Consider the following 21,843-nt stretch of genomic DNA (forward strand, 5'->3'; position numbering starts at 1 on the left):
GCAAAAGGAGAAGCCGGGCGAAGGTGATATTTTGGGACGACCATGAATACACTTGGACATGAACAGGTGGAAAAGCTGTGCGCCGCCGGAAGTCAAGAAACGACCGGGAGGGGAAAGAAGAAATATGGAACAAAAAAGTTGGCACCGGCTCGGTGCAGAGGAACTGCAGCAATTATTCGGCGTTCATCCGGGATCGGGCCTAAGCGGAGAGGATGCCGCGCAGAGGTTAAAGGAGAATGGCCACAATGAGCTGTCGGAAGGAAAAGCGATATCCCCGCTTATCCTGCTGCTCAACCAGTTCAAGGATTTTATGGTGCTGGTGCTGATGGGAGCAACACTGGTGTCCGGTCTGCTGGGAGAATACCTGGATGCCATAACGATTGTCGCCATTATTATGTTGAACGGAGTGCTGGGTTTTGTACAGGAATTCCGCGCAGAACGTTCGCTGCGTGCGCTTAAGCAGCTCTCGGCACCCTCTGCCAAAGTGCTGCGGGACGGTAAGATTGAGCATATTCCTGCTAAAATGCTAGTGCCTGGGGACATTGTGCTGCTGGAGAGCGGTGACCGGATTCCGGCAGATGTCCGTTGGCTCCAGTGCAGCGCCCTGTACGCCGAGGAGTCTGCGCTAACCGGTGAATCGCTGCCTGTCTCGAAGCACTCGGAAACCATTCATGCCGAAGAAATTCCACTTGGTGACCAGAAAAATATCGGGTTCATGGGCACGATGGTCACACGGGGAACCGGCCGGGCTATCGTGGTAAGAACCGGCATGGATACCGAGATGGGCAAAATTGCCGATCTGATCCTGAATACCGAATCCCAGGAAACTCCACTCCAGCACCGGCTGGAGCAGCTGGGTAAAATTCTGATCTATGTTTCATTAGGATTAACGATTGTAGTTGTCGCGGCGGGTATTTTACACGGGCAGCCTGTTGCTGCTATGTTCCTTGCCGGGGTAAGCCTTGCGGTAGCCGCGATTCCGGAAGGATTGCCGGCAATTGTCACCATTGCTCTAGCACTCGGTGTTCAACGGATGATCAAGCGCAAGGCCATTGTCCGCAAGCTTCCATCGGTCGAGACACTTGGCTGCGCCTCGGTAATTTGTTCCGACAAGACAGGGACGCTGACTCAGAACAAGATGACGGTTACTCGGCTATGGAGCGCCGGACGTAAGTTGGAGGTTACGGGTGAGGGTTATGCTCCAATCGGACATGTGCTGCAAAAAGGCAAGCCCATTGACCTGAAAAATGACCAAAACCTTCGGCGCATGCTCCAGATCGGTGCATTGTGCAGCAACGCAGAGATTATTGAGACTGCTCCCGGAGAAACGCGCGGCAAGCGCAAAGGCAAGGAGAAAGAAAAGGGCAGTGAAGCCGACAAGAATATGGTTCAGTCGTCCGTGTGGGAGCTGAAAGGGGATCCTACAGAAGGGGCGCTGGTTGCATTATCCGCAAAAATGGGGCTCACTGCGCAGTCGCTCGCTGTAACCTATACTAGGGAAACTGAGTTCCCGTTTGATTCGGAACGCAAGCTGATGTCAGTGGTTGTGAATCATCCGGGTGGTAAAATGATCTGCACCAAAGGTGCACCGGATGTTCTACTGAGCTGCTGCTCTTATATGCTGTGGGAGGGTGCAGTCGTGCCTTGCACGCCTACCTTGCGCCAGAAGGTGCTGGAGGCCAATGAAGAAATGGCTTCAGGCGCACTTCGGGTACTGGGAATGGCCTACAGGGACATGCGCTCCGGAGAAGTTGCGGGCAGTGAAAAAGAAGCGGAATGCCAGCTGGTATTCGCCGGACTGGCCGGGATGATCGACCCGCCGCGCCGTGAGGTCCGTGATGCCATCAGTATCACCCGCAGAGCTGGAATTAAGACAGTAATGATCACTGGGGATCATGGTACCACTGCTGAAGCGATTGCCCATCAGCTGGGTATTTTGCAGCGTGGCGGCACTGTATTGACCGGCAGTCAGCTTACACGGATGGATGACGATGCACTGGATAAAGTGTCGGATAACGTATATGTATATGCCCGGGTTTCCCCTGAGCACAAGCTGCGTATTGTCAAGTCGCTGCAGCGTCATGGACATGTGGTGGCTATGACCGGAGATGGTGTTAATGATGCTCCTGCGATCAAAGCGGCGGATATCGGGATCTCCATGGGCATCACAGGTACAGATGTAACAAAAGAAGCTTCAGCACTCATCCTTGGTGACGACAACTTTTCTACTATTGTAGCGGCTATTGAAGAAGGGCGTAACATTTACGAGAATATCCGTAAATTCATCCGTTACCTGCTCGCCTCGAATGTCGGAGAGATTCTGACAATGTTCTTTGCCATGATGCTGGGATTGCCTCTGCCTCTGGTTCCTATCCAGATTCTCTGGGTTAATCTGGTGACCGATGGCCTGCCTGCGATGGCGCTGGGTGTGGATCAGGCCGAGAAAGATCTGATGGAACACAAGCCGCGCGGATCCAAGGAAAATATCTTTGCCCGCCGTCTCGGCTGGAAAATCATCAGCCGGGGGCTGTTAATCGGCCTGTGCACCTTGGCTGCATTCTGGCTTACCCTGCGAATTGACCCTAACAGTCCGCAGCAGCTGATTCGGGCGCAGTCTGTTGCTTTTGCCACCCTGGTTATGGCTCAACTGATTCATGTCTTCGACTGCCGCAGCTCCCGTTCGGTGTTCCACCGGAATCCGTTCCAGAACAAATATCTGGTGCTAGCGGTGCTATCATCTGTTCTGCTGATGCTGGCAGTTATGTATCTGCCTGTGCTCCAGCCAGTCTTTAAGACTGTGCCGCTTAGCTTCCGTGAATGGTGTCTGGTACTTGTCACCGCTGGCATCCCTACCTTCCTTATGGGAGCGGGCAGTGTCTGGGGTGGTAAGAAAAACCGCAGCCGCAGCGGAGGACGGACGATGATAAAAAGTACAAAAATTTCGGCATAAAATCAATAGCTTAAACCTACTCCTTAAGGTATGCTTGGTTAACGTTAATAACATTTAGGAGTGGGATCTCAATGGAATTTACCAAAATGCACGGCCTTGGCAATGACTTTATTATCGTTTTCGGCGAACAGGAGCTTCCTGCCAATGCCTCTGAGCTTGCAGTAAAGCTGTGTAACCGGTTCTTCGGCATTGGTGCTGACGGACTGGTATATATCCTGCCGTCTGAACGCGGCGATTATATGATGCGCATCATGAATTCAGACGGATCCGAAGCCGAACAATGCGGGAATGCGATCCGCTGCGTATCCAAATATGTCTATGAGCACGGCCTGGTAAGCTCGGAGCAGATCGTTATCGAAACTATCGGTGCCGGCGAACAGAAAGTATCTTTGAAGGTGGATAATGGCGTGGTGGAGACTGTTACGGTTGATATGGGCGAGCCTGTATTGTCGGGAACACAGATACCTGTAGCTATTGACGCTGAGCCGGTACTGGATCAGCCGATTGAAGCGGATGGCAGAGAGTTCAAATTCACAGCTGTATCCATGGGCAATCCACACTGCGTAATCTATGTGGACGATGCTGTAGGCTTTGACCTGAACACTTGGGGACCGAAGCTGGAAGTTCATCCGCTGTTCCCGAGAAAAGTTAACGTTGAATTCGCTACCGTGCTGGACCGCGGACATGTCGATATGCGTGTCTGGGAACGCGGCGCGGGACCTACTTTGGCCTGCGGAACCGGCGCCTGTGCCACATTAGTCTCCTCTGTGCTGAATGGTCTCACCGACCGCTCCGCGACGATCAGTCTGAAGGGCGGGGATCTGTACATTGAATGGAACGAACAAGACAATCATGTCTACATGACCGGTCCGGCCCAGGTGGTTTACACTGGTTCTGTAGATATCTAAACGGCCCAACTATAAGATGAATTAATAACTAGAGCTATTTTCGAGTGGGTTATTCACTTGGAAGTAGCTCTTTTACATTCGGCGTTTGTCCTTGAAATACTTTTATTAAAAAATAAGCTAATCTTTATAACTTTACAGCAAGTCTCTAATAAGAAGATTTACTTTTTTTGGATCTAGTAAGAGGTTTGGATTTAGCTGGGCGAAAGCTTATCATCCATCCCGTTTTATGTTACATTAGTATGAAACTATGGACTGAATAGGGGAGGTTCTTACGGTGAAGCCGGATTTGCGCTCTGCGTGGAAGAATAACGTGTTGGTCGGAGACGGAGCGATGGGAACTTTTTTATATCAAAAAGGCTTCCCGGTCGGTATCTCCTATGAAGAATTGAATCTGACCTCTCCGGAGGTTATTGAAGATGTACACCGGAGCTATATGGAAGCGGGAGCGGTGCTGCTAGAGAGTAATACGTACTCCGCCAATTATGATAAGCTGTCCAAATTTGGCCTGGAGGCCAAGGTGGCTGATATCAACCGCGCAGGTGTGCGGATCGCACGGCATGCCGCTGGAGATAACGGTTACGTTGTAGGTGCGGTAGGTTCAATCCGTGCAGGTAAACGGGCAAATCTGTCCAGCTCGGAGCTGAAGCGGTTTTATACCCAGCAGTTTTCGGCGCTTCTGGAAGAGCAGCCTGACGGGATTATGCTGGAAACATTCTATGATGTGGAGGAGCTGCATCTGGCATTAAGATCAGTCCGCAAGCTCAGCGAGCTCCCGGTCATCTGCCAGCTCGCTGTAGATGAGACCGCGCGGACCTTGGACGGATTAACACTGACGGAGGCCTTTCATATTCTTGAACAGGATGGGGCGGATATTATCGGCTTCAACTGCCGGACCGGACCTAATGGCATTAAGCGGGCGCTGAATTCGCTGCAGGGAAGCCTGAGGCTCCCCGCATCGGTGTATCCCAATGCCGGGATCGCAGATTATGTGGACGGCCAGTACCGGTATGGTGCGTCGCCGGATTATTTCGGCCAGATGGCCCCGGTCTTTGCGGATATGGGCGCCCGTATTATTGGCGGCTGCTGCGGCACAACACCACAACATATCACCGAAATCTCTGCTGCACTTAGAGGGTATTCTCTGCAGCCCCTGCCGGAGCCTACCGCCCAGAACAATCTGGAACGAATCATAGTGCAGGAGCATTTGGGAGAGAACGAGGAACGCGATGGCCGTGAACCGACACTGGTTGATCTGGTTAAGGAACGTCATACGGTAATTGTTGAGCTTGATCCGCCGCGTGATCTGGATATCGCAAAGTTCATGCGTGGAGCGGAAGCGCTGCGCAGAGCAGGAGCAGATGCGCTGACTCTGGCGGATAATTCGCTCGCTGTGACACGGATGAGCAACATGGCGCTGGGACATCTGGTACAGGCCCGTACGGGGCTGCGCCCGCTGGTTCATATTGCCTGCCGCGACCGCAATCTGATTGGAACCCAATCTCATCTTATGGGTTTCGATGCCTTAGGGATTGATCATGTGCTGGCAGTTACCGGTGACCCGGCCAGGTTCGGCGATTTACCGGGCTCAAGCTCGATTTACGATCTGACCTCTTTTGAGATTATACGGATGATCAAGCAGTTGAATGACGGTATCGCCTTCTCCGGCAAGCCGCTGAAACAAAATGCGAATTTTGTCATCGGAGCCGCTTTTAATCCCAATGTTAAACATTTGGACAAAGCGGTTGAACGGTTGGAGAAAAAAATCGCCTCCGGTGCAGACTATATCATGACCCAACCTGTCTATGATCCAGAGCTGATCGAACGAATTGCAAAGGCTACGGCACATCTGGAGATTCCAATTTTTATCGGCATTATGCCGCTGGCCAGCGGACGTAACGCTGAATACCTTCACAACGAAGTTCCCGGCATACAGTTGTCCCAGGAAGTGAGAAGCCGAATGCAGGGCTTGGAAGGCGAAGAAGGACGTGCAGAGGGTGTACGGATAGCCAAAGAACTGCTGGATGCGGCTACTGCGCATTTTAATGGTATCTATTTGATGACGCCTTTTATGTTCTATGATATGAGTGTGCAGCTACTGGAGTATGTGTGGGAGAAACAAGGACGCAAATTGTCCCCCTTGTTTCGCTAGTAATAATCAATTACAATAGTGTAATGGATGTGATTCCGTTGTCATTTAGCATGACCGGATACGGTCAGTCTTCCCTGCAATTCGGCGGTTACAAGATTACATTCGAAGTCAAATCGGTGAATAACCGTTACTGCGAAGTTGTACTGCGGATGCCCCGGGAATGGACGGTTTATGAGGATATGCTGCGAAGACAGGTTCAAACTCATATCAAACGGGGACGAGTGGATGTCATCATTAACAGGGAGCATACCGAAGAAGCTGAGTTAGCACAAGTGCTGAACCTTTCGGCGGTACGTTCCTATTTGAAGTCTGCAGAGCAGCTGCGAGAAGAATTTGGAATTCAAGGTGAGCTGCTGCTGCGAGATGTCCTTTCGCTACCCGGTGTAATGGAGTCCAAGGAAGATGCCCATGCATCCGACTTGTCCCAGGACTTCAAGGATATTCTTGTGCAAGGTCTGAACCAGAGTCTGGAAGCCTTGATAGCGATGCGGGCACGTGAAGGCGGATTTCTAACCGCTGATCTGGGGCACAGGCTGAATCATCTGGAGGAGCTGCATGCTGAAATGGCTGTGCTTGCTCCAGTGGTCGTGAACGAATACCGTGAGAAGCTGCGCCAGCGTCTTAGCGTGCTGAGTGACGGGACGTTCCCTTTTGAAGAGCATAAATTCGGAATGGAAATGGCTATCTTTGCCGACCGCTGTAATATTGATGAAGAGCTTACCCGGTTGTATAGTCATTTTGAACAATGTAAGGCTTTGCTGAAAGGAAGCGAGCCGGCAGGACGCAAGCTGGATTTTCTCATTCAGGAGATGAACAGGGAGACGAATACAATCGGGTCCAAATGCAATCATCTGACTCTGGTTAACCTCACGCTGGATATGAAGGCTGAGCTGGAGAAGATACGTGAACAAGCAGCGAATTTGGAATGACAGCTATCTGAAGCAAGCAACGATGTAACCTATGGGGGGAACAACCGGAACATGGCAATTAAATTAATCAACATCGGCTTTGGAAATATCGTATCGGCCAACCGAATTATTTCCATTGTCAGCCCGGAATCTGCACCAATCAAACGTATTATTCAAGAGGCCAGAGACCGGCATATGCTGATCGACGCCACTTATGGCCGCCGGACGCGGGCCGTCATCATTACTGACAGCGATCATGTCATTCTCTCGGCTGTGCAGCCGGAGACTGTGGCACACCGTCTTTCCAGCAAAGATGACGATAACGACGAATAACAACAAATGGAGTGTACTATGTCAAGAGGATTGCTGATCATACTATCCGGTCCGTCCGGTGTTGGCAAAGGAACCGTGTGTTCCGCACTGCGGCCGAAGATGCCTGAACTAGTCTATTCCGTATCTGCTACCACACGTATGCCGCGTGAAGGCGAAGAGAACGGAGTCAATTATTTCTTTAAGACCAGAGAGCAGTTTGCAGCTATGATTGAAGCTGACCAACTGCTTGAATATGCGGAGTACGTAGGCAACTATTACGGTACTCCGCGTGATTTTGTGGAGAGAACACTCGACAGCGGAAGAGATATTATTCTGGAGATCGAAGTTCAGGGAGCCCTCAAAGTCAAAGACAAATTTCCCGAAGGTATCTTTGTATTCCTCCTTCCACCGTCTATGGACGAATTGAAGGACCGCATCCGCGGACGCGGTACGGAGCATCCTGATGTCATTAACCACCGTATGTCCGTGGCAGAGGATGAGATCGGCCTGATCCGACATTACGATTATGCAGTAGTGAATGATGAGATTGATCTGGCCTGCAAACGAATAGAAAGTATCATCATCGCCGAGCATTGTAAGGTGAGATGATAGCTACATCAGAACTCAAGCTCATATCACAGTAAAAGATGAAGAGGTGTTTTACATGCTATATCCATCCATTGATGAAATGATGACCAAAGTCGACAGCAAGTATTCCTTGGTTGTTGCGGCAGCCCGCCGTGCAAGAGCGCTGCGTGAAGGCGGCAAGACTGATGTCAAAGCTCCGAGATCACATAAGAACGTCGGTGTTGCTCTGGAAGAAATTTACGAAGACCGCATCGTTGTAACTCGCGGCGAAGAGTAGTCCGAGCTATTCCTGCTAAGCCATGATCAGAAACGGACGCAACCTTTTGTATGGGCTGCTGCCGTTTCTTCTTGGGTTAGAGGTCCAATATTTTAAATAGCCCGGACCGGGCTGTACCTGACAACCGGAAGGTTGTTATTTTTTTCTCAAAAAGTGAGGATTTTCGGTTTTTCTTTTCATAATTGAGGATAGTAGAGGTGCCAGCAAGGAAACAGGGGGGAGATTAAGTTGAAGAGCTTACAGGGCAAAACGATTATATTGGGGATTACCGGTGGAATTGCTGCATACAAAGGAGCCGCCTTGACCAGCAAGCTTACGCAAAAAGGGGCTACGGTGCATGTGATCATGACAGCTTCAGCGAAACAGTTCATAACCGAACTGACATTGCAGTCATTGTCCAAACAGCGCGTATACAGCGATACTTTTCAGGAGCGCGATCCGTCTTCGATTTCGCATATTGACCTAGCAGATTCTGCCGATCTTATTCTGATAGCACCGGCAACCGCCAATATCATCGCTAAAATGGCACATGGGCTGGCGGATGATATGCTGTCCACTACACTGCTTGCTGCAACGGCTCCCGTAATGGTGGCACCTGCTATGAATGTGCATATGTACCAGCATCCGGCGGTGCTCGAAAATATTAATACGCTGTATAAGCGGGGTGTGAAGTTTATCGAACCCGGCGAGGGTCTGCTGGCCTGCGGCTATGTAGGGAAGGGTCGGCTGGAGGAGCCTGAAGCTATAGTAAAAGTTGTAGAGCAATTTTTCACTCTTCAGCATACTTCAGCTAACGGGCCCCTAACCGGCAAAAAAGTGATCATCACCGCTGGCGGAACCATTGAACGGATTGATCCGGTACGCTACATTACCAATGATTCCTCCGGAAAAATGGGTTTTGCACTCACCCGGGCTGCGCGTGCAATGGGAGCTGAGGTAACACTTATCGCAGCACGAACGGACGAAGCACCTCCACAGGACCCGGAGATCCAAGTGGTTAAGGTTGAATCGGCTGCGGAGATGTATGAAGCAGTGGTAAGCCGCTGGAAGGATTGTGATCTCCTGATCAAGGCTGCTGCAGTATCAGATTACCGTCCTCGGCAGAGTGCTGAATCCAAGATCAAAAAAAGCGGCGATACGATGACACTTGAATTGGTGAAGACAACCGATATTCTGGAGAGTCTCGGGAAAATGAAGGATAAGCAATTTTTGATCGGATTTGCTGCCGAAACAGGTAATGCCGAACTTTATGCCAAGGACAAGCTGATCCGCAAAAATCTGGATTTGATCGTTGCCAATGATGTGGCAACCGAAGGTGCGGGTTTTGGGACAGATACCAATATCGTATCCATCTATGACGCCAAGGGTCTAGTGCTTGATCTTCCGCTGGTTTCCAAAGACGAAGTTGCGAGGCAAGTGCTGCAATTGGCCGCAACTCGCATTTCCGGAGCTGGATTATAATGGAGATAGCCAAGGTCATTGTCGATGTTCCTGTACGCAGCACTGACCGGCCTTTTGACTATTTGATACCGGACTCGCTTAAGCTGTGGATTGAAGTGGGAAGCCGGGTGGCGGTGCCTTTTGGACACCGGACGGTGCAAGGCTTTGTAGTCTCACTGGAATCAGGGGAGACTAGTGCAGTATCGGGATTGAAGCCCATACAGGAAGTGCTGGACTTGCTTCCCCCGCTATCCCCTGAGCTAGTGGAGCTCGGTGACTGGATGAGTCAAAGATATGCCTGCAGACGTATTTCTGCGCTTCAGGCGATGCTTCCAACCGCTCTGAAAGGCAAGGCCGAACGGCTCATCACACTTGGCGATACTTCGGAAGACAACGGAAGCAATCCGGATGAGCTGTTCCCTATGTTTCTGGAGACCGATCAGGAAGAAAGCCGGATTACTGAATTCGTGGGACGTCATGGTGAAGTCTCCATGAAGCTGCTGACACGTACCTTTCCTCATGCTGCGGAAACGGTGAAGTTTATGCTCCGCCGCGGTGTATTGGCTGAGAGCCAGTTGATTAAGGATAAGATGGGTAAGAAAAAGCTAAAGGCAGTCGATTTGGCCATTGGCCTTTCCGCAGCCCGCGAATCCCTTGCCGGATTTCCGGCGCGTTCAGCCCGCCAAAAAGAAGTGCTGGCCTTTTTGATTGAAATGGAAGCCGTGCTGCCCATGCCGATGAAGGACATATTATCAGTTCTGCAAGTCACGGCCGGGACGGTGAAAGCACTGGAAGATAAGGGGTTTATTGAGATCACAGAGATTGAAGTATACCGTGATCCTTACCGCGGTCGTGACTTTAAGCCCACTGCTCCATTGCCGCTGACAGCCGAACAGGAAGCAGTGTATACGCGAATCGCAGCAACCGTCGATGAGCAGCGGCATGAGGTGTTCTTGCTGCATGGGGTAACCGGGAGCGGTAAAACAGAAATTTATCTGCAGTGTATTCAGCGCTGTGTGGACCAGGGCAGACAGGCCGTGGTTCTGGTTCCTGAGATTGCCCTTACTCCGCAGATGGTCGAACGCTTCAAAGGCCGCTTCGGAAGCGGCGTGGCGGTGATGCACAGCCGCCTGTCTGTCGGTGAACGATATGATGAATGGCGTAAAATCCGTGAAGGCAAAGCAACAGTGGCGGTAGGCGCACGTTCCGCAGTTTTTGCACCGTTTGTGAATCTTGGCCTCATCATTATGGACGAAGAACATGAATCCTCTTATAAACAGGAGGAGAATCCGAAATATCATGCCCGTGATGTGGCGGTTCGTAGAGCAGAACAGGGAGGAGCTGCTGTGATTCTCGGCTCAGCGACTCCTTCGCTGGAGAGCTATCATGCGGCCCGCTCCCAGAGCGATATTCATTTCTCTCCGGTTCTCCTGCACATGCCAAGCCGTGCGCTCGGCAATGAATTGCCTAAGGTGCATGTGACTGACATGCGGGAGGAGCTCAAGGAGGGGAACCGTTCGATGTTCAGCCGCCGGCTCCATTCGGCTCTGGAGAGCAGACTGGAACGCGGAGAGCAGACAGTATTACTATTGAATCGCAGAGGGTTTTCCACCTTTGTGATGTGCCGTAGCTGCGGGTATGTGGCCGGCTGTCCAGAGTGTGATATTTCTCTTACCTACCACAGCCGCAGCGATAACCTGCGCTGCCATTATTGCGGCCATGCCGAACCGGCGCCCAAGCTGTGTCCGGAATGCGGCAGTGAGCATATCCGTTTCTTTGGTACGGGGACTCAGCGGGTGGAGGAGGAGCTCGGAAAGCTGTTCCCGGGTATCCGTGTCATCCGAATGGACGTTGATACTACCACGGAGAAGGGTTCGCATGAGAAACTACTTAACCAGTTCAGAGATAAGAAAGCAGATGTGCTGCTGGGCACGCAAATGGTAGCCAAAGGGCTGGACTTTCCTGATGTTACACTGGTGGGTGTGATCACAGCAGATTCAGCACTGAATTTGCCGGACTTCAGAGCGGCAGAAAAGACTTTTCAGCTGCTGACACAGGTGGCAGGGAGAGCTGGGCGACACCAGCTTCCGGGAGAGGTGGTTGTACAATCGTATACGCCGGAGCACTATTCAATTGTGCATGCCAGCGGACACGATTATCACTCGTTTGTGCGGGAAGAGCTGAAACACCGCCGGGAGCTGCATTATCCGCCGTATTGCCGCCTGATTCTTGTTACCCTTTCCCATGAACAGCTTCCAGTGCTGCTGCGGATGGCAGAAAATTATGCGCTGAATCTGCAGGGAAAGGCCCGGCAGCTGCGCTGGTTCGGCAGTCTGGATAAGCTGTCATCCGATGCGCTGGATTTGCTCGGACCTGTCGCTTCTCCGCTACCGCGGCTGAAAGGCAGATACAGATTCCAATGTATTATCAAGTGGCGCGGCTCTATTGATGCGATTGGGCTGGCCCGTCAGGTGGCTGAAGAACTTGAGGATTCAGTGCGCGATACCGGGCTTCAAATCAGTCTGGACGTAGACCCGCAGATGTTGATGTGATCATCAGGCATGTTACAATAGGTACGCATTTCAGAAAATTCTAAAATGCAAATATAGAGCGCAAGCAAGCTTGGATTTATTAGAATTAGATAACCTATAGAAATCTTCAAGGATGGTGTGTGTATATGGCGATAAGGCTGATTGTAAAAGAACCGGATGAAGTGCTGCACAAGACAGCAAAGACAGTAACGAAGGTAACTCCCAATGTTCAAAAACTGCTGGATGACATGGCGGATACTATGTATGATGCGGAGGGCGTCGGACTCGCTGCCCCGCAGGTTGGCATTCTGAAGCGTCTCATCGTAGTGGATGCAGATGAAGAGCATGGACTGATCCAGCTGATCAACCCGGAAATTGTTAGTATGGAAGGTGAGCAGTTCGGACCGGAAGGCTGCCTGAGTATACCTGGCTTAAATGGAGATGTGCGCCGTGCAGAGACAGTGACTGTACGCGGACTTGACCGTGAGGGCACGGAAGTGACTATCACGGGAAGTGGCTTGCTGGCCCGGGCGTTTCAGCATGAAATAGATCATCTGAACGGGGTGCTGTTCACGGATATTGCCGAGAAGGTATATGAGTATACAGCTGAACGCAGCGAAACTGAGGAGTGAAGGAAATGAAGATAGTATTCATGGGAACTCCGGCGTTCGCGGTACCCTCCCTGCAAATGCTGCTTGAGCAGGGCTATGAGGTTGTGGCCGTCGTCACCCAGCCGGACCGTCCGCAGGGACGCAAAAAAACACTGACGCCTTCTCCAGTGAAGGAAGCGGCTCTGGCTCTGGGCCTGCCGGTCCTGCAGCCTGAACGGATGCGGCGCCCTGAAGCCGTAGCTGAGCTGGCAGCCTACAAGCCGGATCTGATTGTTACGGCTGCTTACGGGCAGATTTTGCCCAAATCGGTGCTGGATCTTCCGCAATTCGGTTGTGTGAACGTCCATGGATCACTGCTTCCGAAATACCGGGGGGGTGCTCCAATTCAGCGTTGTATTATTAATGGGGAAAAGGTTACCGGCGTTACTCTGATGTATATGGCGGAGGGTCTGGATACTGGTGATATGATCTCACGGGTAGAGGTTCCTATTGAAGATACGGACACCTCGGGAATGTTGTTTGAGAAGCTTAGTCTGGCCGGCTGCGAGCTGCTTAAGAAAGAAATGCCGAGGCTTGTCAGTGGCCGCGTGCAGGCAACTCCTCAGGACGATAGTGAAGCAACCTACGCTCCAAATCTCAGCAGAGAAGATGAAAGGATTGACTGGAAGGCGAGTTCGCTTGACATCTATAACCGTATTCGCGGACTGGTCCCGTTCTCCGGCGCTTTTACACTTTGGAATGGAGAAACGTTCAAGGTATGGGGTGCGCAGAAACCTGCCGGGAACAGTGAAAGCAAAGGGACTATGCCAGGAACGGTGCTTGCAGTGAGCAGTGACGGTATTGAGGTGAAGTCAGGGGATGGATTTATACTGCTTACTTCAGTTCAACCAGCAGGTAAAAAAGCCATGACTGCAGCTGACTTCAGCCGTGGAGGGGTGATGAAGCCCGGGATGGTGCTGGGTTGAGCGCGGGCAAAGGCGGCGCGGACCGCCAAGGTCCACAGGTGAAGCCGAACGTCAGCGGTAAGGGATCTGGAGCGAGACCTGCAGGTGGCAGCAAAGGCAAAGGAGCTAGTGGTAGGAATAACCGGTCAGGTGCTTCGGGTAGCGGAGCAGCCGAATCTGCACGGGAAGTAGCGCTAGATATTCTTGTCCGTGTTGAGCAGCAAGGAGCATACAGTAACCTGCTGCTCAACAGCAGCTTGCAGAAGTCCTCGCTTAGCCGTGAAGATACGGGACTGGCAACGGAGCTGGTATATGGCAGTATCTCTCGCCTAATTACCTTAGATTATGTACTTGGTGGTTTCGTAAGCAAAGGTGTTGCCAAGCTCCAGCCTTGGGTACGCAATTTGCTTCGACTTAGCTTGTACCAGATTATGTATCTGAACCGTGTCCCGTCCCATGCAGCTGTTAACGAAGCGGTGAATATCGCCAAAAAACGCGGGCATCAAGGGATATCTGGCATGGTGAACGGTGTACTTCGAAGCGTGCTTCGCGCCGGGGATCTCCCAGTTTTGCCAGAGAATCTGAGCCGCGAAGAACGGATTTCCGTACTCCATTCCCATCCGCTGTGGATGGTTAGACAGTGGGCTGCGGAGTATGGGCTGGAGGCTGCTAAAGCGATATGCGCTGCGAACAATGAACCGCCAGTATCCAGTGTTCGTGTGAATCTTACGATGATCAGCCGCGAAGCACTGCTGGCACAAATGGTTGAAGCAGGACTGGAGGCCTCCCCCTCCCAGCTCAGCCCTTATGGCATTATTGTCAAAGGCGGCGGCAATCTCGCGCTTAGTACCTGGTACCGGGACGGCTATTTGTCTGTTCAGGATGAGAGCTCCATGCTGGTGGCGGAGGCAGTTGCACCGGAACCTGGCATGAGAGTACTTGACTGCTGTGCTGCTCCTGGCGGCAAAAGCGCCCATATGGGTGAGCTGATGAAGGACGAAGGGTTCATCTATGCAAATGATCTGCATCCTCACAAGGCACAGCTGATTGGAGACCAGGCTAAGAGGCTTGGACTCGATAGCATAGTTACGGGAAGCAGTGATGCACTGCAGCTAGCACAGAAGTTCGAGCCGGAATCGTTTGACCGGATTCTGCTTGATGCCCCTTGCTCCGGACTTGGGGTAATCCGCCGCAAACCGGATCTTAAATGGCGTAAACAGCCGGAGGATGTAGCCAGTGTGGCTGAACTACAGTCTGAGCTGCTGCAGACAGTCTCTGGTTTATTGAAACCCGGTGGTATTCTGGTCTATAGTACATGTACAACTGAACAGGCGGAAAACAGCAAAATTATCGCTGAATTTCTTCAGAATAATCCCGGATTTAGCTCTGTAACCTTCAGCTCCCCAGTATGGGATAGAGTAGAGGGAACCGCGCTTGCTGAGGGCGACGGAATACAGCTGCTGCCGCAGCATTATGGCAGTGATGGTTTCTTCATTTCCCGGCTTCAAAGACTCTTGTAATATAGCAAACTTTAAGACATTTTACGGTCTCCCGCCCGCACGTCTTTATGCGCGGCGGGCTTTTCTTTTACCGTCTCTGAAATTTGTGTTAAAATAGGAAGAATGAGAAATAATACGCATATGATAAAAATGTATAAATTGATGCGTATTCTAATAAATTTCAATATTTTAAGAAAGTACAGGTGCTGAATCTAATGAAACCTTTAATATATGATTTTTCTCTGGAAGAGTTGCAGCAGTGGGCCAAGGAGAATGGTGAGCCGGCTTTTCGCGGAGGCCAGATTTTTGACTGGCTGTATGTCAAACGGGTGAATGATTTTGAATCGATGAGTAACTTGTCCAAGGCGCTGCGCGCCAAGCTGGAAGAACAATTCCGTATTACGGCTCTTACGGAGATCACTAAGCTTGAATCCAAAGATGGTACTGTGAAATTCCTCTTCGGGCTGCATGATGATCATGCGATAGAGACTGTAATTATGAAACACAATTATGGCAACAGCGTGTGTGTTACGACTCAGGTAGGCTGCCGGATCGGGTGCACATTCTGTGCCTCTACACTTGGTGGTCTTAAGCGTGATTTGACCGCGGGCGAGATAGTGGCTCAAGTCGTCCGGTCCCAACAGATTTTGGATAGCCGTGGGGAGCGGGTCAGCAGCATTGTCATCATGGGAACGGGTGAACCTTTTGAGAATTATGACGCCACCATGCGATTCCTGCGTCTCATGATCCATGAGAAAGGCCTGAATATTGGACAACGGCATATCACTGTCTCAACCAGCGGTATAGTGCCGAATATATATAAGTTTGCTGATGAAGATACACAGATCAATCTGGCTATTTCCATTCATGCACCTAATGATACACTTCGTTCGAAGCTGATGCCGGTTAATCGGCGGTATCCTTTTGATGATGTGATTGAGTCTCTGCGGTATTATCAGGCTAAGACAGGTCGGCGGATCAGCTTTGAGTACGCCCTGATTGGTGGCGTTAATGACCAGAAGGAGCATGCCGAGGAGCTTGCCGGAGTTCTTAAGACGATGCTGTGCCATGTGAATCTGATTCCCGTCAATCATGTGCCTGAACGCAAATATGTACGGACTTCACGCAATGATATATTTGAATTTCAACGTATTTTGGCCGATCACGGTGTGAATGTAACCATCCGCCGTGAGCAGGGCCATGATATAGCGGCCGCATGCGGACAGCTGCGCGCCAAACATATGGAGTTGGGGTGAGGATATTTGATCAGAACAGTTCATGCCAGCGACATTGGCCGGGTACGTACGGTCAATGAGGATTCAGTCTGGATCGGGGTGACACATAACGGCTATACCCTCGGCATTATAGCCGACGGAATGGGTGGACATTTGGCTGGCGACACCGCGAGCCGTCTTGCTCTGGAGACCATAAAGAATGCCTTGGACGGGCTACAGCCTGATCTTCCGGAGGAAGAACTTCAGGGTGCGCTCGCTGCTGCCATTTATGAGGCCAACAGTGCAGTCCACAATGAGGCTTCCCGCGATGAGAAATACCATAACATGGGTACGACTGTCGTTACTGTCCTTTTAAATGGTCCGGATGGATATATCGGCCATATCGGGGACAGTAGAGCCTATTTGATCAAGGATGGTATAGCCGTGCAGTTAACCGATGATCATACGCTGGTCAATGAGCTGTTCAAGAATGGCCAGATCAGCCACGAGGAGCTTGACAACCATCCGCGTAGAAATGTATTGACCAGGGCGCTGGGTACGGATGCGGAGGTAACGGCTGATCTGGCACCTGTCCATCTGTCACAAGGGGAGCTTTTGCTTCTGTGCAGTGATGGATTAAGCAATTTCGTCAGCCAGGAGCATTTGGGTAAGGTGGCAGGGATACATGAAATATCCCTGGAGGAAAGAGCGGACCGTTTACTTCAGCTGGCTTTGCTTGCCGGCGGTGGCGATAACATTAGCGTCGCTTTGCTAGAACATCAAGGAGTGGCCGCTGTGCCCGAAACGAAGGAGTGGGATAAATGATCGGTCACGAATTGGGCGGCCGTTACCAGGTTATCGAACGGATTGGAGGAGGTGGCATGGCGCTCGTCTATAGGGCCCATGATATCCTGCTTAACCGTAACGTCGCGATTAAAGTTTTGCGTAACCAGTTTGTGCATGATGAGGAATTTATCCGCCGGTTCCGGCGGGAGGCGCAATCCGCCGCATCCTTGTCTCATCCAAATGTGGTCAGCATATACGATGTAGGACAGGAAGATGAAGTTCATTATATTGTTATGGAATATATAGAAGGCAAGAACTTGAATGAGATTATTAAAGAACGGGCCCCGCTTCAGGTAGATGAATCCATCCGTATTGCTTCACAGATATGCGATGCCCTGGACCATGCACACCAGAACCAGATCATTCACAGGGACATCAAACCCCACAACATTCTGATTGGCCGTAATGGACGAGTCAAGGTAACAGATTTCGGAATAGCCCGTGCAGTTACTTCTACTACCATAACCCAGACGGGATCTGTAGTTGGTTCAGTTCATTATTTCTCGCCAGAGCATGCAAAAGGGGTAGCGACTGGGGAAAAGTCCGATCTTTATTCCCTGGGAATTGTCCTTTACCAGATGCTTACCGGAGTGCTTCCATTCTTGGGTGAAAGCCCGATTAGCGTAGCTTTGAAGCATTTACAGGAGGAATTTGAAGAGCCACGTCTTCTGAATCCGCTGATACCCCAAAGCGTAGAGAATGTTATTTTAAGATCCATGCGCAAGAATCCTGAAGAGAGATACCAGTCTGCCAAAGAAATGCTGCAGGATTTGGAGACTTGTCTGCTGCCTGAACGTCGAAGCGAATCCAAAGCTCAGTTTCATGATGAAGAAGATGAGGACAGAACCCGTATTATTCCGGCAATCCGGCCGATGCAGCGGACTTTAGGCAGCCGTGGCGGCGAAGATCGGATGAGGCGTGATGACGAAGAAGAAATGCCGCGAAGCCCTTCCAAACGGAAATGGGGACGTCCTATGCTATGGATCGGCCTCACACTGCTGCTTTTGGCGGCGATGGGCGGGCTGGTGTGGTATGTCAGTGACAAATTCGATGTGGATGAAGTGGCAGTACCCTCGGTGACCGACATGTCCTTTGAAGCGGCCAAAGCAGAGCTTGCCAAGGTAGGGCTCGTCGCGGAAGAACCACCACTGACGGAGTACAATCCCAATAAGGAGCCTGATGTGGTATTTAAGCAAAATAAAGCTCCGGATACCATGGTCAAAGAAGGAACCTCTATTCTGCTCACAGTTAGTATTGCCAAGGAGCTGCCTGAGATGATTGAGTTATCGGGCAAACCTAAAGACGAAGCCGAAAAACTGCTGATCGCCGAGGGTGTTGAACAGAACCGGATTACTGAAGATCCGCGTTATAGCGAGGACTTTCCTGAAGGGCAGGTCATCAGCACAGAGCCGGCCGCGGGCAGTCCATATGACCCTGAGACAGCAACGATCAAGCTGATCGTCAGTCTGGGGCAAGAGACGACACCTATACCTGATCTCAAAGGCCACACGAAGGAAGATGCGAAGGCTATGCTGGAGGCAGCCGGTCTTGTCCTTGGTGAAGTTAAAGAGGAATCCAGCTTCTCTGAAGAAAAAGGCATCGTAATGAACCAATGGCCATATGAAAAAGGCGATACGGCCTCACCGGGTGAGAAGATCAATATTACGGTAAGTACAGGTTATCCACCTGAGGCTTTGGAATTCACATTCAATGTGCCGGTGACCCCTTCAGTCGAAGGTAAAAAGACAAAAATCCGCATTATTTATGCTGACGCCCGCAAGGATGGCGAGAACCAGGAATGGGGAACCCGCACGATAGCCAAAAGCCAGAATCTGGCCGTGAATCTATTGCTCGCTCCTAATAAGGACGGTTCCATCTCTGTATATCAGGATGGCGATTTCATCGAAACCTATACGATAAAATATTCAGACGCCAAAAATGGAACGGTTCCTGATCCAGAGCCACCGGTTCAGAATACTCCTGAGCCGACTCAGGCCCCTACGGAGGCACCAGCTTCAGCTGATCCTACAATAGCACCGGAGATTCTACCTCCTTCTACTGAAGGTGGCAGCACTGGAGCAGCGGATCAGACCGGATTTACGAATAACAATGCCGGAAACGTACAGGCATCTTCGAAGAGTGGAAAAGACAAAAAAGGTAAATAAATGGATAAAAGCTGCAGCTTTTCTGAAGAAATTCCGGAGCTGACTGCAGCTAGCAGAATGACCCGGGGAGCTTTTTATAGACTTGGGTCATTTGTGCAATATCAGGAGAGGAAGGCTTAGGATGTATGCCTGAAGGAATTATAATCAAAGCATTAAGCGGTTATTATTACGTCAAGCCGCTTCGTGAAGGATTGATAGCTACGGAGGAAGAGGCTGTACAATGCAGAGGGCGGGGAATCCTCAAGAAGAAAGGGGTTGCTCCGCTTGTGGGTGACCGGATTAAATATATTCTGACCGAAAATGGAGAAGGGATGGTTGATGAGCTGCTTCCCAGGGAGTCCGAGCTGATCCGTCCGCAGGTAGCCAATGTCAAACTGGCTGTGCTTCTCTTCTCGGTGCGGGAACCGGATATGAATCTGAATCTTCTTGATAAATTCCTGGTACACATTGAACACTCTGGTCTGGATACTCTTATCGTGCTGACGAAGCAGGATCTGGCTGACGATAAAGGTGAAGCCACTGCACTTGTCAAAGAGCTGTATGAGCGTATTGGTTACGAAGTGTTGGTCACCAGTTCGCTTACCGGCTCCGGCAGTGAGGAGCTGCGGAATCGTCTGGCAGGCATTATCAGTGTCTTCTCCGGCCAGTCCGGTGTCGGCAAGTCTACACTGTTGAACCGCCTTGTGCCCGGCCTTGAACTGGAAACAGGAGAAATCAGTCTTCGCTTGGGCCGGGGGCGGCATACTACCCGTCATGTGGAGTTAATGGATATTGGCAACGGAGGTTTTGTGGCCGATACTCCGGGCTTTAGTCAGCTGGATTTTCTGGAGCTAGGTGTGGATGAGTTGTCTACTTGTTTCCGGGAGTTTGCCCCTTTTGCCGAACAATGCAAATTCCGCGGCTGCAGCCATCTGCATGAACCCGGATGTCATGTCATTGATGCCGTGAATACGGGAGTGATTGCAGGCAGCCGTTATGACCATTACAAGCTGTTCTATAGTGAAATGAAAGATAAAAAGCGGAGGTACTAACCCTATGATTACAATCGCACCATCGATATTATCAGCTGATTTTGCCGCACTGGGCGCAGAGGTCGCAGAAGCCGAAGCCAGTGGCGGGGACTGGATTCATGTGGATGTCATGGACGGCCATTTTGTGCCGAATATTACCCTAGGCCCACCGATTGTAAAAGCTGTCAAAGCACACACCTCATTGCCGCTCGATGTCCACTTGATGATTGAGAATCCGGAACGCTATATCCCAGAGTTTGCAGCCGCAGGGGCATCGGTTATTACAGTGCATGCCGAGGCTTGTGTTCATCTTCACCGTGTAGTTCACCAGATTAAGGAGCTTGGACTAATGGCCGGTGTGGCGATTAATCCGGGTACACCTGCATCAGCTGTGCAAGAGGTGCTGGAGGATATTGATATGGTGCTCGTAATGACGGTAAACCCCGGTTTTGGAGGTCAATCGTTTATTCCGCACACCTTGAAGAAGATCCGTCAGATCCGGGAATGGGCCCGGGAAGTGAATCATACCTCCCTGCGGATTGAAGTAGACGGTGGAATCGCCGAAGAGACCGCTCCACTAGTTGCAGAAGCTGGTGCGGATATTTTGGTCGCCGGAAATGCGGTGTTCGGACGAAGAGACCGCGCAGCTGCCATCAAGGCCATTCGGGAAGCGGCGGAGGCAGCCCTGCGCTAAAACGTAAGCGATACGTTCGATCTAATGGTATAGGCCAAGTTGCCGACGCATAAATATGGTTACATGAGCAGAAATCTCATGTAGCCTTTTTTGAATAGGAAAGCCAAAGTTCCAGTATTCCCTGTATCCTTTTATTTTTGAGAAACAAAAACACCGCCTCTTCCAGGGGACGGCCAAGTCGTTTCTTCTTATTCAATAAGGGAGGTCTGCATTCGCCAGGTTATCGGCTCGCCAGGAAAGTCTCCTACCGTATGGCATGAATTGATGGGAGGGTTAATAATGAAATTTTACACGTTCAAGCTGCCAAGATTTTTGGGAGGTTTTGTTAAAGCGATTTTGAACACTTTTCAGAAAAGTTGAGGGCGGAGTAGAAAAGAAAACATGAAAAAAAGCACCTTACATATGTAAAGGGTGCTTTTTGCTTCATATGAGATATCGCTAGGTCCTAGGAAAACCTAAGACTAAACGCGTTCAACTTTGCCGGCTTTCAAAGCACGGGTGCTGACGTACACGCGTTTCGGTTTGCCGTTCACGAGGATACGGACCTTCTGAACGTTAACTCCCCAAGAGCGACGGTTGCGGTTGTTCGCATGAGATACGTGGTTGCCGCTGCCCGGTTTCTTGCCAGTTACAGTACATTTGCGGGACATAGATTACACCTCCTTGTTACTTACACCTGCGTAAAACAATACTTAAATATAATATCACAGCAAAATTTGCTTCGTCAACCGCTTCAAAAACATTTATTTCTTTTGGCTCTTATAGTACAATATAAATTAGTGTATTATGTCCAGTTA

19 protein-coding genes are annotated in these 21,843 nt (G+C 50.7%); 18 read left to right on the forward strand and 1 reads right to left on the reverse strand.

The genetic code is table 11. The annotated features are described in order from the left end of the window. Nucleotides 1-124 precede the first annotated feature (124 nt). The 18 genes from AC0MA3_RS00250 to spoVM all read left to right on the forward strand — a co-directional run bounded on the left by AC0MA3_RS00250 (nucleotide 125) and on the right by spoVM (nucleotide 21,406). Nucleotides 125-2,950 carry a calcium-translocating P-type ATPase, SERCA-type gene (locus AC0MA3_RS00250; RefSeq protein WP_474654745.1) on the forward strand — a complete coding sequence of 942 codons (2,826 nt, stop codon included), beginning with the start codon at nucleotides 125-127 and terminating at the stop codon, nucleotides 2,948-2,950. Nucleotides 2,951-3,021: 71 nt separating this feature from the next. Continuing rightward, complete coding sequence (gene dapF, locus AC0MA3_RS00255; RefSeq protein WP_474654746.1) at nucleotides 3,022-3,858, forward strand: diaminopimelate epimerase; 837 nt, start codon at nucleotides 3,022-3,024, stop codon at nucleotides 3,856-3,858. Nucleotides 3,859-4,132: 274 nt separating this feature from the next. Further along, nucleotides 4,133-6,007, forward strand: coding sequence for a bifunctional homocysteine S-methyltransferase/methylenetetrahydrofolate reductase (locus AC0MA3_RS00260; RefSeq protein ID WP_474654747.1), 1,875 nt, complete (start codon nucleotides 4,133-4,135; stop codon nucleotides 6,005-6,007). A gap of 38 nt (nucleotides 6,008-6,045) precedes the next feature. After that, a complete protein-coding gene (locus tag AC0MA3_RS00265) occupies nucleotides 6,046-6,936 on the forward strand; it encodes a YicC/YloC family endoribonuclease (protein WP_474654748.1) in 891 nt (296 codons plus the stop codon). Nucleotides 6,937-6,987: 51 nt separating this feature from the next. After that, a complete protein-coding gene (gene remA / locus AC0MA3_RS00270; RefSeq protein ID WP_006209218.1) occupies nucleotides 6,988-7,248 on the forward strand; it encodes an extracellular matrix/biofilm regulator RemA in 261 nt (86 codons plus the stop codon). An 18-nt stretch (nucleotides 7,249-7,266) separates the two neighbouring features. Beyond that, entirely contained in the window at nucleotides 7,267-7,836 is a 570-nt protein-coding gene (gene gmk / locus AC0MA3_RS00275; RefSeq protein WP_474654749.1) for a guanylate kinase, read from the forward strand. A 55-nt stretch (nucleotides 7,837-7,891) separates the two neighbouring features. Then, on the forward strand, nucleotides 7,892-8,092 hold the full coding sequence (gene rpoZ, locus AC0MA3_RS00280; protein ID WP_379153216.1) for a DNA-directed RNA polymerase subunit omega: 201 nt from the start codon (nucleotides 7,892-7,894) through the stop codon (nucleotides 8,090-8,092). 228 nt (nucleotides 8,093-8,320) lie between these two features. After that, complete coding sequence (gene coaBC, locus AC0MA3_RS00285; protein ID WP_379153214.1) at nucleotides 8,321-9,553, forward strand: bifunctional phosphopantothenoylcysteine decarboxylase/phosphopantothenate--cysteine ligase CoaBC; 1,233 nt, start codon at nucleotides 8,321-8,323, stop codon at nucleotides 9,551-9,553. Beyond that, complete coding sequence (gene priA, locus AC0MA3_RS00290; RefSeq protein WP_474654750.1) at nucleotides 9,553-12,084, forward strand: primosomal protein N'; 2,532 nt, start codon at nucleotides 9,553-9,555, stop codon at nucleotides 12,082-12,084. The genes coaBC and priA overlap by 1 nt, the downstream gene beginning before the upstream one ends. Nucleotides 12,085-12,209: 125 nt before the next feature. Next, complete coding sequence (gene def, locus AC0MA3_RS00295) at nucleotides 12,210-12,695, forward strand: peptide deformylase (protein WP_379153210.1); 486 nt, start codon at nucleotides 12,210-12,212, stop codon at nucleotides 12,693-12,695. Nucleotides 12,696-12,700: 5 nt separating this feature from the next. Beyond that, nucleotides 12,701-13,639: a methionyl-tRNA formyltransferase gene (gene fmt / locus AC0MA3_RS00300; protein WP_474654751.1), complete on the forward strand. Its 939-nt coding sequence runs from the start codon at nucleotides 12,701-12,703 to the stop codon at nucleotides 13,637-13,639. Nucleotides 13,640-13,677: 38 nt separating this feature from the next. Continuing rightward, nucleotides 13,678-15,138, forward strand: coding sequence for a 16S rRNA (cytosine(967)-C(5))-methyltransferase RsmB (gene rsmB / locus AC0MA3_RS00305; protein ID WP_474655148.1), 1,461 nt, complete (start codon nucleotides 13,678-13,680; stop codon nucleotides 15,136-15,138). Between the two features lie 194 nt (nucleotides 15,139-15,332). Then, nucleotides 15,333-16,373 carry a dual-specificity RNA methyltransferase RlmN gene (gene rlmN, locus AC0MA3_RS00310; protein ID WP_379153206.1) on the forward strand — a complete coding sequence of 347 codons (1,041 nt, stop codon included), beginning with the start codon at nucleotides 15,333-15,335 and terminating at the stop codon, nucleotides 16,371-16,373. 6 nt (nucleotides 16,374-16,379) lie between these two features. Next, nucleotides 16,380-17,156 (forward strand): Stp1/IreP family PP2C-type Ser/Thr phosphatase, encoded by a 777-nt coding sequence (locus AC0MA3_RS00315; RefSeq protein ID WP_379153204.1) that lies wholly within the window; start codon nucleotides 16,380-16,382, stop codon nucleotides 17,154-17,156. After that, nucleotides 17,153-19,342: a Stk1 family PASTA domain-containing Ser/Thr kinase gene (gene pknB / locus AC0MA3_RS00320; protein WP_474654752.1), complete on the forward strand. Its 2,190-nt coding sequence runs from the start codon at nucleotides 17,153-17,155 to the stop codon at nucleotides 19,340-19,342. Before AC0MA3_RS00315 ends, pknB begins: the two co-directional genes overlap by 4 nt. Before the next feature lie 125 nt (nucleotides 19,343-19,467). After that, nucleotides 19,468-20,373 (forward strand): ribosome small subunit-dependent GTPase A, encoded by a 906-nt coding sequence (gene rsgA / locus AC0MA3_RS00325; protein WP_474654753.1) that lies wholly within the window; start codon nucleotides 19,468-19,470, stop codon nucleotides 20,371-20,373. A 4-nt stretch (nucleotides 20,374-20,377) separates the two neighbouring features. Continuing rightward, a complete protein-coding gene (rpe, locus tag AC0MA3_RS00330) occupies nucleotides 20,378-21,046 on the forward strand; it encodes a ribulose-phosphate 3-epimerase (RefSeq protein ID WP_474654754.1) in 669 nt (222 codons plus the stop codon). 279 nt (nucleotides 21,047-21,325) lie between these two features. Continuing rightward, nucleotides 21,326-21,406, forward strand: coding sequence for a stage V sporulation protein SpoVM (gene spoVM / locus AC0MA3_RS00335; RefSeq protein WP_020431362.1), 81 nt, complete (start codon nucleotides 21,326-21,328; stop codon nucleotides 21,404-21,406). Between the two features lie 101 nt (nucleotides 21,407-21,507). Here the strand turns inward: spoVM and rpmB are convergent, their stop codons facing one another. After that, entirely contained in the window at nucleotides 21,508-21,696 is a 189-nt protein-coding gene (gene rpmB, locus AC0MA3_RS00340; RefSeq protein ID WP_019911441.1) for a 50S ribosomal protein L28, read from the reverse strand. Between the last annotated feature and the right edge of the window lie 147 nt (nucleotides 21,697-21,843).

This window comes from Paenibacillus sp. LS-5 (assembly GCF_056121505.1).